Source organism: Sulfuricurvum sp., from assembly GCF_028688295.1.
Taxonomy (GTDB): Bacteria; Campylobacterota; Campylobacteria; order Campylobacterales; family Sulfurimonadaceae; genus Sulfuricurvum.
Genome location: NZ_JAQTYM010000062.1, coordinates 1 through 14229, shown reverse-complemented (window position 1 = coordinate 14229; position 14229 = coordinate 1). Strand labels below are relative to the sequence as shown.

The following is a 14229-nucleotide window of genomic DNA, read 5'->3' as shown; positions in this document are numbered from 1 at the left end:
TTTAGAAATAATATAGAGCATTATTATTCTTCTCTTTCTAAAGGGGCAATTGAAGCGTTGTTAGTGAACTCTTTTTTAATCATTAAAGATTTTATTGATAATGTTCTCAAAGAAGAGCCGTGGGAATTATTAGGTCAAGAGACGTGGGATTCGATGGTCAAAATTTCAGATATTTATACTAAAGAAAAAAATGAATGTATCACAAAGCTTGATTCTCTTGATTGGGCAACAGAAATATTACTGAGTTTGGTCAAACAGTGTAAATGTGTAGAATGTGGTTCAGATTTAATAACCCTAAATGGTTCTTCCGAAACTGTTATTGAAAAAGATACTTTTTTATGCCGCTCTTGTGGAGAGGTGTATTCTTATGATGAGATTACTCATGAGTCTCTTAATCAACGTTATGGTTATTATGATTATCAACATGGAGAAGATGCAAATTTGGTTGATTGTCCATTTTGCGGAGAAGAGTCTTATATATGTGAAAAGGGTCAGTGTGCAATGTGTGGAGAAAAGGCGGAACACACATGCCAAAGATGTGGTGGTAACATAGATGTAAATGAATTATCTGATGGTAGTTTTTGTAGCTATTGTCAGCATGTAATTGATAAAAGTAAAGATGATTGAAAAATTGGGCAATGACTATATGAATTTTAGTTTGAAAGATAATCAATATCCAAATGTAAAACACCATTACAAGGAATAAAATGAATACTACAATCAGTTCGGATGATACACTTGAAGCCATCAAATTGTTAAATGGAATTAATACGCTTGAAAATATCAACAAAGATTTTTATTATGACGAAACTAATAATTATCGAAAAGTTCATTTAAAAGAAGGTAAATTAAATATTGAAGAAGATGGGGATTTTGCTTTAGGAGGAATCGTAGTAAACAGGGACATTGTATTTGACCTAACTGATCTCTACAAGCAGATAAGATTGGACAAGAGTGCTAATGAAATGAAGTTCAAACATGTCGCTCGTGGAAATTTTTTAGAAATTTTGAATTCAAAGAAACTTAAGAGCATTCTTGAATTCCTTTTAAATAATGATATTGACATACATCTTCAGCGGGTGAATGTCTTTTATTGGTCAATACTCGATATTATTGACTCTGTAATAGCAAAACATAATGAAGAGCATCTACTTATTATTAGTCATGTAAATATAAAAGATCATTTTTATAAAATTTTGTTGCAAAGAAAAGATGATACTTTGCAACTTCTAAATGAATTTTCATATCCAGATGTTACAAGTGATAAGCTATCTCTTTTCTATAAAAAATTAATTGAACTTATTCAACAAGGAACTGATACAAAAAACACCTTAGACCACTTGTTGATTCACGTATTAGAATTGGGCGCTAATCTAGATGAAGCTGTATTTATTCAAAATGAAAAGAGAGATATTTTGATAGATAATTTCAGTATTTTTTATCGATATCGCGCTTTAATGTTTCCTAATTCTTTCCATTATTTCGATACTGAAAAACAGGTTGAATCTGTCCTCCTTAAAACTGGGAACTCATTCAATGGTGAAGATTTAGTTAACTACTGTTTTATTACTGATTCCAAACAAAACCCAATGATTCAATTATCGGATGTCACTATTGGATATTTTGCAAAATTATTCAATTTTTGCAAGGGTCGCACTCCTGCTGAACTTCAATTATTTAGACAAAATCTCAGTACAAATCAACTTGAAGTACTTAAGTTATCAAGAGCTTTAATCGATAAATCCGATGCAACTAATCCAGCATACTTTCACCATATCATTCCTATATCTGAGGGGTCTACTTGGGCTGCATTTGCCTATTGAGAGAGAGTATAAGATGGGATTTCAACCACTTAATGAAGAGACCCAAAAATCTATGTCGAAAAAATACAAAAATCTCGATATACTTTTTGGTGCTTTAAATAGTTAAAGAGATAGCTATAATGTAGTTTTTAATGTAGTTTATTTCTTATATAGTCTTATAAATATCATATTTTGGCTTTTGTTTGATAGTGGACGCCTCCACCAAAACTTTCCTCTCCAATTCATGATATAATTTTCTGATAATAAACACTGCAAAAGGGAACATCATGTTAGCCTATCATCTTGAATTACAAGACGAATCTGTAGCAGATAAAGTGATGACGTTTTTGAACTCATTACCAAAAGGTGAAGTGACTATTGAACCCGCCCGTCCGTGGTACGCCGATGAAGTAAAACGCCGTATCGAAGAGTACAGAAGCAGAAAGATGGAGACCACACCTTGGGACGAGGGCTGGGAAGAGATCGAAGATTTTTTAAATGGATTAGATGAACGTGCGAGTTAAACGTAGTAAACGTTTTAACCAAGAACTTTTAGAGATTACAAAGTTCATAGCAAAAGACAGCCCAAAAAACGCTCGAAAATTTTATGAGAGTGTGAGAACTTTTGTCCCTTCATTGATCGATAACCCCTATAAAGGCAGACCCACCGAAGAGGGTGGTCGCGAACTCATCTACCGAGGTTACACTATCCCCTATATAATCGATGGTGATGATATAGTTGTTATGGGGATTTTTAATCAGAATGAGTGGAGTAGAGAAGGGGAATAAGTAGCCTGTCCCTATTTTCTATTTTCACTATTTGCCTTTACCAAATGTATATCCGAGTGCTAAGGTAATTAGAGGTATGAAAATGCTCCAAATACTTTTAATATCTTCTAGAAGATTGTTTCGAGCTTCACTCTGGAAATAAATAGCATAAAGATATATACCTAATGTAATGAATGAGCCAATTATAAAACTCCATTGAATTGTTATCCAAACAAGTGAGTTTTTAGCATTATCACCAGTTCCAATTGTTTTAGTGATAGTACCTTCTGAAGGAGTACCTGAAACTTTTTTATATGGTGGTTTCGACTTAGAATTATTACTGTTGTCTTGAAAAGTAAATTGATTGTTTGACATTTACTTTCCTAAATAAAAAGCATATTCAAAACGACGAGAATTAGTCTCAAAGTTAACTGTTGACGCATAATATGTAAAAAATAAAGTTTGGTTATTAATGGTTGCTAGTTCAATTGGAGATAATTTACCTTCGCCTAATGTATTCTTATGATTGAAAAAATCTAATTGTAAAACGTTTTCCTCTGTAATAGTCCCTGTATATCTTGGCTCTCCATCATCATTTTTAAAAGTAAAAATGAATTTTAGACCATTTATATCAAGTTTTATAGGATCATTACCTTCAAGATGAAGAATACCTGATGTTAAAAGTTCACGCTTATCAATTTCTATTTTTATTTGAATTCTACTATCAATTGCCATTTTAATTCCTACTTTAATATATTATGGAGAGTTTAATATTTTATGATAAACTGATCGTCTATAGTATTATATAACAAAAATATAATTCCCTCATTCGTTAAATATGAAATAGAGATCAGTTATTCAATTTTCACTTTCTATTCCCTAAGCAAATAAACCCCAAAATTCCCTACTATTTAATTTACCTTTGATAAAAGGGGCAAGCTACTTTTTACTTAATGATGAGTTATATTTGTCTTGACAAATAGTATCACTTATGATACATTTTGTAAAATTAAAAAGTATCAAATATGATACTAAAAGAAGTTATAATGTTCAAATCATTGATCCTTTCCGAACTCAAAAAACAAAAAAAGGCTCTATCTATCCCTTATGCGTCTATCGCTACCCGCTCTGGATTAGGGATTGCTACCGTGAAACGGGCATTTAGAGGAGAGTTGTAATGGATATTGGAACAATAGGTGTAGGTGCTATCATCGGTTCCGTGATTGTAGTGGGAAGCAATCTTTTTATTGCCCAGCAAAACCGCAAAAGAGATGAGATAAAAGAGCGGTTGGAAAAACTTTACTTGCCTATGAAAAGAGTATTGCAAAAACCAAATGCTATGCAAAACAAGTATGAAACTCTTTTAGAACTTGAAAAACTGTATGCTGAGTATGAACATTTGGCAGCACCGATGTTAATCTATGTGCTTGATGATATTGTAGATACATATTATTCTCTACTCAATGATAATTTGACAGAAAGTGGGATTGAAGAGAAGATGAGAGCAGGCAGTTTTACAAGCTATAACGAGGGCTCACGCAATTTTAATGAATTGATGTATGACCTATATGGCATTGTTGATGCAAACACTGAAGAGTTATTGAGACAATATCGAGGAGGTTTTAAACTGCATGCTTTAAAGTTTGCACAGTCTTTTTCATCATCTCCTTACTCGGCAAAGGTACATAAAAAAGGGTATCTTGGATACAGAGATGACGCTTAAGATGGAAATAAATCTGTTTTGCTAAAGATAAAAGGGGACAGGCTACTTTTTTACTTAATGATGTCTTGTTATAGTTGTATTAATCTTGATAAATAGTATCACTTATGATACCTTTAGTAAAATATTAAGTATCAAAAATGATACTAAAAAGAAGTCAATATGTTTAAATCATCGATCTTACCCGAACTCAAAAAACAAAAAGAGGCTTTATCTATCCCTTATGAGGCTATCGCTTCACGCTCAGGATTAGGCATTGCTACCGTAAAACGTGCATTTTCAGGTCATGATATATCACTCGATACGCTCGACAAAATAGCGATAACTTTGGGATGTGAGATTGCCATTAAACCAAAACAATCGGCAAAAGCACTCTATCAGGCGCAAATCGAGAAAAAAGCGCATGAGATTGTGAACCGAGTGATCCAAACATCTGCACTGGAAAATCAATCACCGAGTGATGAAGCGAAAAAGAAGATGCTCTCAGAAGCCAAAGCGATGATTGCAAAAATGCCGAAATCGAAAGTTTGGGCATGATATTTTAATTTTTGCCTTTTAATTTATAAAATCCATAGTAAGAGTTTAGTCGTTAAGTTAGACTATGAAGATTTATAGTCAAAGATGAGTTGCTAAACTTGACTAAGGAAATCCCACAAAGTGTTATACAACTTTAAGAAATACACTCACCTCTCCTACTTCTATTTACAATATATTGAAAGTATAGCTATTTTTTAGATCAAAATCCTCCTAATTACTGCTATACTTTCAATATATTAACACTGGAGCCTCTATGGATGATATTCGTTCACGCATCGGAAGTGCTATTGCATCCAGACGGACTGAAATCAATATGGAGCAAGAGCAGCTTTGTGATTATGCGCAGATTAGTAAAACGACCTTGTCTACGCTCGAAAATGCCAAAGGCAATATTTCGCTCCTCAATCTTGAAAAAATACTCGATGTGCTTGGGTTAGAGATCGTGATACGTGTTAAAGAAAAAGCATAGGATGAGATAGATGCAAAAAGGTGAAGTGTATCGCAATGAAAGATTTGTCGGGATCGTATCGAAAGAGAATGGAGAATATCAGTTTATTTACGATCAGGACTATTTAAACGATCCATTGGCACTCCCGATTTCGGTAGGGTTGCCTTTGCGAGCAGAGAGCTATACTTCATCCGTTCTTTTCCCCTTCTTCGCGAATATGTTAGCAGAGGGAAGTGCTAAAACCATCCAATGTAGAGCACTTCGTATTGATGAGAATGACCTTTTTACACGGTTGCTGAAAACGACGATGAGTAATACAATCGGATCAATCACTATCAAAGAAGTCAGCGATAATGAGGATAAATCATGAAATGTTTTGGATGCTTTAAACCGATTGCCTCTGGGGAATATTGTCCAAAATGCAAAAAAGAGCTGTTCAATGGGCGTCATATCAATCATCTGAAATTCGATATAAAAGAATTTTACGAGTACCGTCAATCCCAAGCGACACGTATCTCTATTTCCGGTGTTCAGGACAAAATTTCTCTACGGCTTGAGGGGAACGATCTCGTTCCGACAACGGATAAGGGGGAGTTTATCTTAAAACCTGTCCCCGCTACGCAGTTAAAACACTCCGAAGATATTGTTGCCAATGAGCATTTGAGTATGCAGCTTTCCAAACAAGTTTTTAAAATCCCGACGGCAGCAAATGCGATTATCCATTTCAGTAACGGCGAAATGGCATATCTCGTAAAGCGATTTGATTATGCCAAAGACGGAACCAAGCTCGATCAGGAAGATTTCGCATCGATCATCGGGATGAGTGAAGAGACGAGCGGAGCGAACTATAAATACGATTCGAGCTATGAAGTGATTGCCCTGAGAGCAAAAGAGGTTATGGCAGCAAGTTCCAGTGCGATAGAAGATTTTTATCGTCGCGTTATTTTTAATTATCTCATCGGAAATGGCGATGCGCATCTGAAAAACTTTTCGCTTTATCGACCCCAGGGGAGACGGGATCTCGATTTTACTCCTAACTATGATCTACTCTATACCAAATATCACATCAACGAAGAGTTCGGTGAGATGGGGTTGGAATTATTCGCTCAGCATGAAACAAAGTCTTATGGGGCTTTAGGGTTTTATTCTTTGGAAGATTGTGAGGTGTTCGGTACCATGATAGGTATTCCGCCAAAGCGTCTTGTCAAAATTTACCAAGATATTTTTTCGAATGTAAAAACGGCAGAGCAAATGATCATGGAATCATTTATGAGCGAGCGTGGTAAAATGGCATATATCACAAATTTTACGGAGAGAATTCAAAAAAGATTGTGCTACACTCTGCCGCAACATGGTTTTGAGTTTGATTCCGTAATTAAGCCATTGGCTCAAGAATATTTAGAACAGGTAAAAGTAAAAGCATGAAAGAACATTCCACTAAACAACTCAAACGAGACACTCTCGTCAAACTCAGTGATGGCAATATGGCGGTTCTCCGTGATAACGAACCCTCTGTTAAACGTAAAGTCGAAATGATGGTAGAGGGTAAGCCTCAGCTAGTCGTGATCGAATCATATACAATCGTCTCCGTATCGATCAAAGGCAAAGGGTGGCATGACATCACCCATACGGACAAAGAGAAAGAGCGACAATCCGCCCAGTCATAATCATTCTCCCCTTACCCCTTTTTTCTTCAGTATTGCCCATTGGGCATCATCATAGCCGTAAATATCATCATATACATTGACTGTGTTGCTGTTGTCTGCACTGATCGTCATGTAGCGTAACAGTATTGGGAGCTTTTTTTGCAGTCGGACGGAGATATCGGACTCTTCAAGAGTATCGGGGGATTTTTCTTCAGGATTTTCCCATTTCTCCATCATATAATCATAGAGTTTTTGGGGAGCGCTGAGGCGGATACATCCTGAACTCAGGGCACGGTTAGTTTTTTTAAACAATGCGGGGACGTTGGTACCGTGGAGATAGACGAAATGTTTGTTGGGGAATAAAAATTTTACTTTTCCCAGAGGGTTGGTCTCTCCCGCATCGGTTTTAAAAGTATAGGGGATCTGTTTTTTCCCGCTGTATCGGCTCCAGTCGATTTGGATGGGATCGACCTCGTAGAGTTCGCCTCTGACGTGTTCGTATACCCGTATGTCGTGATTTTGGAGGTAGGCGGAGATCTCTTTGCTCTCAAGGATATCTTTGCGGATGATGGTTTGTGGTGCGGTCCATGAGGGGTTGAGGACGGCATGAGAGATGGTGCTATTGAGAATAGGGGTAGGGCGTGAACCTCTTCCTACAATCGTTTTCATTGCCAGTACTTCATAGCCGTGATCGATGACTTTGAGGGTATAGGATGGGATATTGACATCGATATAACTGCCGTTTTTTCCGACTCCACGAGGAAGCCATCGAAATCGGTCGAGATTGATGAGCAGTTTTTTAATGATCTTTTGGGAAGTAGAAGAGGGGTTTTTTCCTGTCACGGCGGCAGAACGAAAGGTGCGTAGGGTGTCTCGTAGGCGATAGTACTCCTCATAATCGGGTGAGAGGGATGTGAGTGAGCGGGAGATGCGGTGGAGTTTCAAATACTCCTCTAGATACTCGGGATACGAGATCGCTTCGATTTGCGGACGATCCCATTCGAATCTCTCCGCTTTGGCTCTTTTACTTTCACGAAGCTCATCATAGGTACTCACCCCCTCATAGAGATCTTTTGAGAGTGTCATATAAGCATCGCTCAAAAGTATATCGAGCCAGTAGAGAGAAGCGTTATCCTCATCGGCTGTGGCATTGTTTTTGAGTTGCGCCAGTGCTTCGGTTATCTCATCTTTATGATAGCGCTTCGGATTTAGCCCTTCGTTATAGGAGTTATCTATAGCGCTTAGCAACTCTGTCGCATCCGATGTCAGGGTGGCATTTTGATCGAGCCATGCGAGGGATTCTAAATTTTTGCACCGTTGGTTGTAAAATCGGGCGGTTTCGATGGGATGGTTTAATCGGTCAAATCGGGGGGATTTTTTGATCTCGATCAACCGCTCACATAGAGGGGGAATCTCATCGCTCCATGAGTTAAGAGCCCAAAAGATAGTAGTGATCAGGAAGATTTTCGCTAATGAGAAGATGTTTTGTTCCATAGGGGTTATTTTGTTGGTTTGATGGTGAACTATAGCATAAAAAGGGCTATTAAATCGGGTAAATTTGGTAGATACCCCCCCCACAAAAACTCCATGATAAAGGAAGATTCTCTTTTTAAGTCTTCGCTTTAAGTAAGAATATTTTATACTCTCCCATATCAGAGAAGATAAGGTAAAGAGTGAAGATAACGTCTTTAACAATTTTGCAAAGAGTCACATTTGCTCTCTTTTTGCGTGAGATGAAAACACGTTTTGGTGAGTCTAAAATTGGCTATTTGTGGGTTGTTTTTGAGCCTTTATTACACATTGTTGTTATGTTGATTATTTTTGATTTTATGAGCAATAATATGATGCCTCAAGTCCCTTTTACATTATTTTTGGTGACGGGAATGATCCCTTTTTTCCTTTTTAGGACAATTATAAGTTCTCTCATGAACAGTGCAGAAGCCAATAAGGCATTATTTGCGTACAAGCCTGTAAAGCCGTTTGACACATATATTAGTCGAACACTATTAGAGGTTCTCATTTATAGCACTATTTTTGTAATAATACTAATAGGATTGGGGTGGTTGTTTGGTTTTGATATCATGATTGCCCATCCGCTTGAACTGCTTATGAATACGGGATTAATTATTGTTATGGCATTTGGAATTGGAATCGGATGCAGTGTTTTAGCCTATAAATTACCTCTAATCAAATTATTTGTCAAAGTTTTTTTAACCGTTCTTTATTTTATTTCTGCGATTATGTATCCTCTTTGGGTTCTTCCATCTAAATATATGGAATGGTTGCTTTATAATCCTTTATTGCATAGCATTGAGTTATTTAGGGAATCTTTTTTTTCTTATTATCCTCGAATCGACGGTATCAGTATGACATTCCCGATTATGGTAACAATCACCACTCTCTTTTTGAGTTTATGGTTTTACCAAAAATATAAATTTCAACTGGCAGCTAGTTCATGATACGGCTCGAAAATCTTTCTAAATCTTATCCTCTAAAAGAGGGTGGACGTCATTATGTTTTTGATAATTTTAACTTCACGTTTCCAGAAAACCACAGTATTGGTTTATTGGGTCCAAACGGTGCGGGAAAATCAACATTATTAAGAATATTAGGCAGGATCGATTTACCTGATAGCGGAAGGGTCATTACCGATAAAAAAATATCGTGGCCGGTTGGATTGAGTGGAGGATTCCAAGGCTCATTAAGCGCCCGCGATAATGTAAAATTCATTAGTCGCGTATATGGATATACGGGTGAAGCAATGCGTGAAAAAATAGCGTATGTCCAAGAATTTGCTGAAATAGGAGAGTACTTTGATGAGCCTATTAAAACATTTTCTTCAGGTATGCGTTCTCGTATTGCATTTGGATTGAGTATGGCTTTTGATTTTGATTATTATCTGATTGATGAAGTAGGTGCTGTTGGTGATCCTGCATTCAAACAAAAAAGTAAACTTGTCTATCAAGAAAAATTAAAAAATGCTAACGTCATTATGGTTTCACATGTTATGGCTGATATCAAGGCTTATTGTGATTATGTTGTTGTAGTTAATGGCGGCCAAGCGAGTGTATATGAAGATGTAGATGAGGGGATAGCAGTGTACCAGAAAATAGGACAAAAGAAATGACTTTTAAAATAAGTAGAGGATATACATTAGGTGTTATCTTGCCATTAAGTTTAGCGGCAGGATATTATTTTTTCATTGCAGCAGATCGTTATGTTAGCGAAAGTATCGTAACTGTGGCAAAAGCTAATGACATGGGCAGTGAATTGTCTGGACTGGAAATGATTACCGGTGTCACATCTTCTTCTAAACAAGATACGCTCTATTTGAGAGAGTATATTCATTCTCTTGATATGATCAAAAAATTGGATGAAAAAATTGCTTTGCGAAAAGCATATGAAGCGCAAAAACGTGACCCATTTTATCGTTTATACTCTTGGATGCCTCAAGAATTATATCAGTGGTATTACCGCAATCGCGTTGAAATTGTTTATGATGATTTGACTGGGTTACTTAAAATACGTGCAGAGGGATTTACCGCAGAGCAATCTCAGATGATATCATCAGCAGTTCTAGGAGAGAGTGAACATTTTGTGAATGAACTATCACATAAGATGTCTCGTCAACAGCTCATCTTTACTGAAGAAGAACTCCGTAAAGCTAAAGAACGCTACACAAATGCAAAAAATAATCTTATGGCATTTCAGAACCGATACGGAATCTTTGACCCTGTGGTTCAAGCGCAATCAAAAGCGACGCTTGCTACCGAATTTGATACTGAACTTGCCCATAAGGAAGCAGAATTACGGACGATGCTTTCCTATTTACAAGATAGCGCACCTCAGGTCATTACACTTAAAAGCGAAATTGAAGCACTAAAAGCGCAAGCTCAAAAAGAGACGTCCAGAATAGCCTCTGTGTCAGGCAAACCGATGAATGCTATGGCATCTGAATTCCAAAATTTGTCCATCGAAGCCGGTTTTGCAGAGGATACGTATAAACTTGCGTTGGCAGCTGTGGAAAAAAGCAGAATAGAAGCCAATCAGAAAACGAAATATCTTGCAGTGATTCAAAACCCACCTTTGCCGGAAATGGCTGAATACCCACGTAGAATTTACAATCTTGTAACCTTATTGATTGTTCTTTCAATGCTTTATGGCATTGCCAATTTACTCAAAGCCACTATAGAGGATCATAAATACTGATGAAAAAAATTGCCCCTTACTTATTACTTGCTTTTGCTCTTTCGGCCATTGCATCCGTCGATGTCTCATCAATCGCTTCTGCCGAAAAAAACGTTTCGACACTTGCTCCCCAAGATACAAGAGGCGTATTTGGTTCACACCTTTTTAGCGGAAATTTCACAAAAACAACGCAGCATATGTACAATCCAGATTATCGTTTAGCGATCGGTGATGTTGTTACGGTAAAAATGTGGGGGGCATTTGATTACGAAGTTCCTCATACGATCGATTCGCAAGGAAATATTTTCATTCCTCGTGTAGGGACGGTCAAATTACTCGGCGTTCGTAACGGAGACCTCGTCTCGACCATTAGTACTAGTATAAAACAAGTTTATCGTAATAATGTTTATGTTTACGCCGATATGGGAGCGTATCAAAATGTTTCAGTATTTGTAACCGGAAGTGTCAATAAACCGGGTCTATATTTAGGGCTTAGTTCTGATTCATTGGTCCAATATCTTGACAAGGCATCGGGGATTAATACTCAGTCAGGGAGTTACCGCCGTATTACCGTATTGAGAGATAATAAACCCTTTAAAAAGGTTGATTTGTATGATTTTATACTCGATGGTCAAATGGAGATGTTTGCTTTCCGTACAGGTGATGTAATCCTAGTAGAGAGTGTAGGGGGATATGTTCGTGTCAGCGGGGAAGTGTTACGTCCCTATCGGTTTGAATCTAAAGACACCCATCTTACACTCGCTAATCTTGCTGTGTTAGCGGGTACTAAACCAACAGCGACAAATGCGATTGTCAAAAGTTATGGGACAAATAATAAACTCAGTATCAAATCTTATCCGCTAAAAGCGTTTGATAAAGTGATGTTGAACTCAGGCGATGATGTTATGTTTATGCCCGACCACTCTGTTTCGATGGTACAGGTTAACATTGAGGGGGAACACGATGGATTGCATACGCTGATAGTTCCTAAAGGGACGTCATTGGCAAAAGTCAATGAGATGATCCGATTTAATCCTCAATCTAACAGTAATGCAATTCAAGTCTATCGTAAAAGTGTTGCAGAAATGCAAAAAAAACTGATCGATGCTCAGTTGCGTGAGTTAGAAACTCTGGCGCTGACCACACCGTCCATCTCCCCGCAAGAAGCGTCGATGCGCAGTAAAGAGGCTGAATCGATTTTACAATTTATTGAAAGAGCGCGTAAAATTGAGCCCAAAGGTCAAATTGTCATCACAGATATGTCGGCATTGGATAAAATCGTGCTACAAGAGGGAGATATCATCAATATCCCTGCAAAAAACAATATTGTTGTCGTTCAGGGCGAAGTGACAATGCCGGGGGCTTTTACGTATGAAAATCAGAAAAATATTGATGATTACATCGCTATGGCTGGAGATCTAAGCGAACGTGCAAATGAAGAGAGAATTCTAGTTATACGGGCTAATGGTAAAGCCGAAAAATACGACAACTCCTTTTTTGCTTTAAGTGCAAAACCGGGAATAGAGGAAGGGGATGCGATTTTGGTACTTCCAAAGGCTGAGGGCAAATCGCTTCAAGTGACCAGTGTCGTCACTCAAATATTGTACCAGATTGCTATTGCTGCAAAAGTAGTACTTGATCTATAAACTATTCTTTAGCAAAGTGCTGTTGATTCTCAATCTATCTTAAGTGACGATTTAATAAATCTGAATTATAATCAATCAATTTAGGTTATAAAGGATCACCCATGGCAGAAGTTATATCGGTAACAATAGTCGACAACGTCCTCACAATTATTTATGATGAAGCAATGACACTCGAAAATCCCTCCGGCGTAGAGTTTAAAACCAGTTTAGGGGCGACTATTAATGTCAGTAACTTTACGGGGGGGGGTACAAATACGTGGACATTAACACTTGATACCACGATAACCTCCACTGATTATCTGGTAGGGGTAATGCAATACGGTGCGATCCGTAATGATAGCTATCAATATCTTTCACAGGGGACGATGTTTGTGGGAGGAAGTGGCATTACGACCATGGATTTCAGCGAAACAGGTATCAATTATCCGAGTCCATATATGTTTTTCACTGGAGAGGGTTCGGATACTATCGCCACGCCAGTGTGGAGTGCGGATATCATCAACCTAAGCGAATCTACCCCAGCCTCCGATACAGTAGGCATGGGTGATCAGTGGTCAACTCGTCCACTCGATCAGATCGATTTGATCACCGGGTTTGATGTTTCCGGTACCTCCACGAACGACAAACTAAGTTTCCAATCCAAATTAATAGCTGCAAATGTTACCGATGCAAACGGTACCGATGTGGGTACTATAGCGACACACTCGATTACCAGCGGTATTGTTACTTTTAAAAATAGTTCCGGTATTACTGTCGCCATTACCGATGATACGTTATTAGCGGATGCCTATAACTACCTCCATACTAATCTTAGTGTTCCCGGTACCACTGTGGCATTCGAAGCCGGCGGAATTATCGATGCCTTGATCGTTTTTCAACGAGGATCAGCCGAGTTAGGGAGCACCTTGATTGCTCTCGATGGAATCTCCGGTGTTACGTTGGGGACTGCGGCTGCGACAAATGTTGTTCAGATCATAGACACATCCGCACCTCTGGCACAGATGGCATCGGCAACGTCCAATGGTCTTACGGTTCACTTTGCTGAAGCAGTTACCGCTATCGATATCAGTGATATTAAACTCTACAAAAACGGTACGAGTATCGATATGGGAACCATTACGGTTAGTGGGCTTGGAACAGCGAATATCACTTTGTCGACACCAACCTCCATCACTTCTACCGATTTCGTTGTATTTGATGCGTCTGCAATCGGTGTAGCTGATAATATGATCACCGATGCATTTGGCAACACGGGAGCATTGTTTAGTGGACTTTTTCTAACTGCCATTGGGGGTTCAGGGAACAATACCATCGATCTTACCTTGCTTAGCGGCGTTGATGAAGCCGAGGGAAAAGACGGCGATGACATCCTGATCGGAAATGACAACGATAACTGGATTGCAGGAGGCAGCGGTAATGACACGATCTCCGGGGGTAATGGCAATGATGAGCTCGTGGGTGATGATGCCCTGAT

18 protein-coding genes and 1 pseudogene are annotated in these 14229 nt (G+C 38.2%); 16 read left to right on the top strand and 3 right to left on the bottom strand.

Annotated features, from left to right (window positions below; translation table 11 throughout):
* The 4 genes from PHR02_RS10855 to PHR02_RS10840 form a co-directional block, all read left to right on the top strand.
* Positions 1-627, top strand: a 627-nt coding sequence (locus PHR02_RS10855) for a hypothetical protein (protein WP_299992030.1), incomplete at its 5' end; no start/stop codon positions are given.
* Positions 628-707: 80 nt separating this feature from the next.
* Entirely contained in the window at positions 708-1823 is a 1116-nt protein-coding gene (locus PHR02_RS10850) for a hypothetical protein (RefSeq protein WP_299992028.1), read from the top strand.
* A gap of 266 nt (positions 1824-2089) precedes the next feature.
* The gene (locus PHR02_RS10845; RefSeq protein WP_299992027.1) at positions 2090-2326 is read left to right on the top strand and encodes an addiction module protein; all 237 of its coding nucleotides are present in this window, start codon (positions 2090-2092) and stop codon (positions 2324-2326) included.
* Positions 2316-2591, top strand: coding sequence for a type II toxin-antitoxin system RelE/ParE family toxin (locus PHR02_RS10840; RefSeq protein WP_299992026.1), 276 nt, complete (start codon positions 2316-2318; stop codon positions 2589-2591). Before PHR02_RS10845 ends, PHR02_RS10840 begins: the two co-directional genes overlap by 11 nt.
* A gap of 27 nt (positions 2592-2618) precedes the next feature.
* On the opposite strand, the gene PHR02_RS10835 is transcribed toward PHR02_RS10840, so the two are convergent.
* The gene (locus PHR02_RS10835; RefSeq protein ID WP_299992025.1) at positions 2619-2945 is read right to left on the bottom strand and encodes a hypothetical protein; all 327 of its coding nucleotides are present in this window, start codon (positions 2943-2945) and stop codon (positions 2619-2621) included.
* Positions 2946-3305: a DUF6864 domain-containing function gene (locus PHR02_RS10830; protein ID WP_299992024.1), complete on the bottom strand. Its 360-nt coding sequence runs from the start codon at positions 3303-3305 to the stop codon at positions 2946-2948.
* Positions 3306-3595: 290 nt separating this feature from the next.
* Here PHR02_RS10830 and PHR02_RS10825 point away from each other — a divergent pair, with 290 nt between their 5' ends.
* The 7 genes from PHR02_RS10825 (at position 3596) to PHR02_RS10795 (ending at position 6942) form a co-directional block, all read left to right on the top strand.
* Complete coding sequence (locus PHR02_RS10825; protein WP_299992022.1) at positions 3596-3748, top strand: hypothetical protein; 153 nt, start codon at positions 3596-3598, stop codon at positions 3746-3748.
* Complete coding sequence (locus PHR02_RS10820; RefSeq protein ID WP_299992020.1) at positions 3748-4293, top strand: hypothetical protein; 546 nt, start codon at positions 3748-3750, stop codon at positions 4291-4293. Before PHR02_RS10825 ends, PHR02_RS10820 begins: the two co-directional genes overlap by 1 nt.
* A 159-nt stretch (positions 4294-4452) precedes the next feature.
* Positions 4453-4827 carry a helix-turn-helix domain-containing protein gene (locus PHR02_RS10815; RefSeq protein WP_299992018.1) on the top strand — a complete coding sequence of 125 codons (375 nt, stop codon included), beginning with the start codon at positions 4453-4455 and terminating at the stop codon, positions 4825-4827.
* A gap of 253 nt (positions 4828-5080) precedes the next feature.
* Complete coding sequence (locus tag PHR02_RS10810) at positions 5081-5296, top strand: helix-turn-helix transcriptional regulator (RefSeq protein WP_299992017.1); 216 nt, start codon at positions 5081-5083, stop codon at positions 5294-5296.
* A gap of 10 nt (positions 5297-5306) precedes the next feature.
* On the top strand, positions 5307-5645 hold the full coding sequence (locus PHR02_RS10805) for a HipA N-terminal domain-containing protein (protein ID WP_299992016.1): 339 nt from the start codon (positions 5307-5309) through the stop codon (positions 5643-5645).
* Positions 5642-6700 carry a HipA domain-containing protein gene (locus tag PHR02_RS10800; RefSeq protein WP_299992015.1) on the top strand — a complete coding sequence of 353 codons (1059 nt, stop codon included), beginning with the start codon at positions 5642-5644 and terminating at the stop codon, positions 6698-6700. The genes PHR02_RS10805 and PHR02_RS10800 overlap by 4 nt, the downstream gene beginning before the upstream one ends.
* Positions 6697-6942, top strand: a complete 246-nt coding sequence (locus PHR02_RS10795; RefSeq protein WP_299992014.1) for a hypothetical protein — start codon at positions 6697-6699, stop codon at positions 6940-6942. The genes PHR02_RS10800 and PHR02_RS10795 overlap by 4 nt, the downstream gene beginning before the upstream one ends.
* Here PHR02_RS10795 and PHR02_RS10790 read toward each other — a convergent pair whose 3' ends face one another.
* Positions 6943-8499 carry a L,D-transpeptidase family protein gene (locus PHR02_RS10790; RefSeq protein WP_299992012.1) on the bottom strand — a complete coding sequence of 519 codons (1557 nt, stop codon included), beginning with the start codon at positions 8497-8499 and terminating at the stop codon, positions 6943-6945.
* Between the two features lie 95 nt (positions 8500-8594).
* Between PHR02_RS10790 and PHR02_RS10785 the strand changes: the two genes are divergently transcribed.
* The 5 genes and pseudogenes from PHR02_RS10785 to PHR02_RS10765 all read left to right on the top strand — a co-directional run.
* Positions 8595-9380: an ABC transporter permease gene (locus PHR02_RS10785; protein ID WP_299992011.1), complete on the top strand. Its 786-nt coding sequence runs from the start codon at positions 8595-8597 to the stop codon at positions 9378-9380.
* Complete coding sequence (locus PHR02_RS10780) at positions 9377-10048, top strand: ABC transporter ATP-binding protein (protein WP_299992010.1); 672 nt, start codon at positions 9377-9379, stop codon at positions 10046-10048. Before PHR02_RS10785 ends, PHR02_RS10780 begins: the two co-directional genes overlap by 4 nt.
* Positions 10045-11130: a capsule biosynthesis protein gene (locus PHR02_RS10775; RefSeq protein WP_299992009.1), complete on the top strand. Its 1086-nt coding sequence runs from the start codon at positions 10045-10047 to the stop codon at positions 11128-11130. Before PHR02_RS10780 ends, PHR02_RS10775 begins: the two co-directional genes overlap by 4 nt.
* Entirely contained in the window at positions 11130-12755 is a 1626-nt protein-coding gene (locus PHR02_RS10770; protein WP_299992008.1) for a polysaccharide biosynthesis/export family protein, read from the top strand. The genes PHR02_RS10775 and PHR02_RS10770 overlap by 1 nt, the downstream gene beginning before the upstream one ends.
* Before the next feature lie 101 nt (positions 12756-12856).
* Positions 12857-14229 (top strand): annotated as a pseudogene (locus tag PHR02_RS10765) (hypothetical protein); the annotation flags it as partial.

Coding starts and splice junctions, on each gene's coding strand:
- PHR02_RS10850 (WP_299992028.1), top strand. CDS start 708: ATGAATACTACAATCAGTTCGGATGATACACTTGAAGCCATCAAATTG.
- PHR02_RS10845 (WP_299992027.1), top strand. CDS start 2,090: ATGTTAGCCTATCATCTTGAATTACAAGACGAATCTGTAGCAGATAAA.
- PHR02_RS10835 (WP_299992025.1), bottom strand. CDS start 2,945: ATGTCAAACAATCAATTTACTTTTCAAGACAACAGTAATAATTCTAAG.
- PHR02_RS10830 (WP_299992024.1), bottom strand. CDS start 3,305: ATGGCAATTGATAGTAGAATTCAAATAAAAATAGAAATTGATAAGCGT.
- PHR02_RS10825 (WP_299992022.1), top strand. CDS start 3,596: ATGATACTAAAAGAAGTTATAATGTTCAAATCATTGATCCTTTCCGAA.
- PHR02_RS10820 (WP_299992020.1), top strand. CDS start 3,748: ATGGATATTGGAACAATAGGTGTAGGTGCTATCATCGGTTCCGTGATT.
- PHR02_RS10815 (WP_299992018.1), top strand. CDS start 4,453: ATGTTTAAATCATCGATCTTACCCGAACTCAAAAAACAAAAAGAGGCT.
- PHR02_RS10810 (WP_299992017.1), top strand. CDS start 5,081: ATGGATGATATTCGTTCACGCATCGGAAGTGCTATTGCATCCAGACGG.
- PHR02_RS10805 (WP_299992016.1), top strand. CDS start 5,307: ATGCAAAAAGGTGAAGTGTATCGCAATGAAAGATTTGTCGGGATCGTA.
- PHR02_RS10800 (WP_299992015.1), top strand. CDS start 5,642: ATGAAATGTTTTGGATGCTTTAAACCGATTGCCTCTGGGGAATATTGT.
- PHR02_RS10795 (WP_299992014.1), top strand. CDS start 6,697: ATGAAAGAACATTCCACTAAACAACTCAAACGAGACACTCTCGTCAAA.
- PHR02_RS10780 (WP_299992010.1), top strand. CDS start 9,377: ATGATACGGCTCGAAAATCTTTCTAAATCTTATCCTCTAAAAGAGGGT.
- PHR02_RS10775 (WP_299992009.1), top strand. CDS start 10,045: ATGACTTTTAAAATAAGTAGAGGATATACATTAGGTGTTATCTTGCCA.
- PHR02_RS10770 (WP_299992008.1), top strand. CDS start 11,130: ATGAAAAAAATTGCCCCTTACTTATTACTTGCTTTTGCTCTTTCGGCC.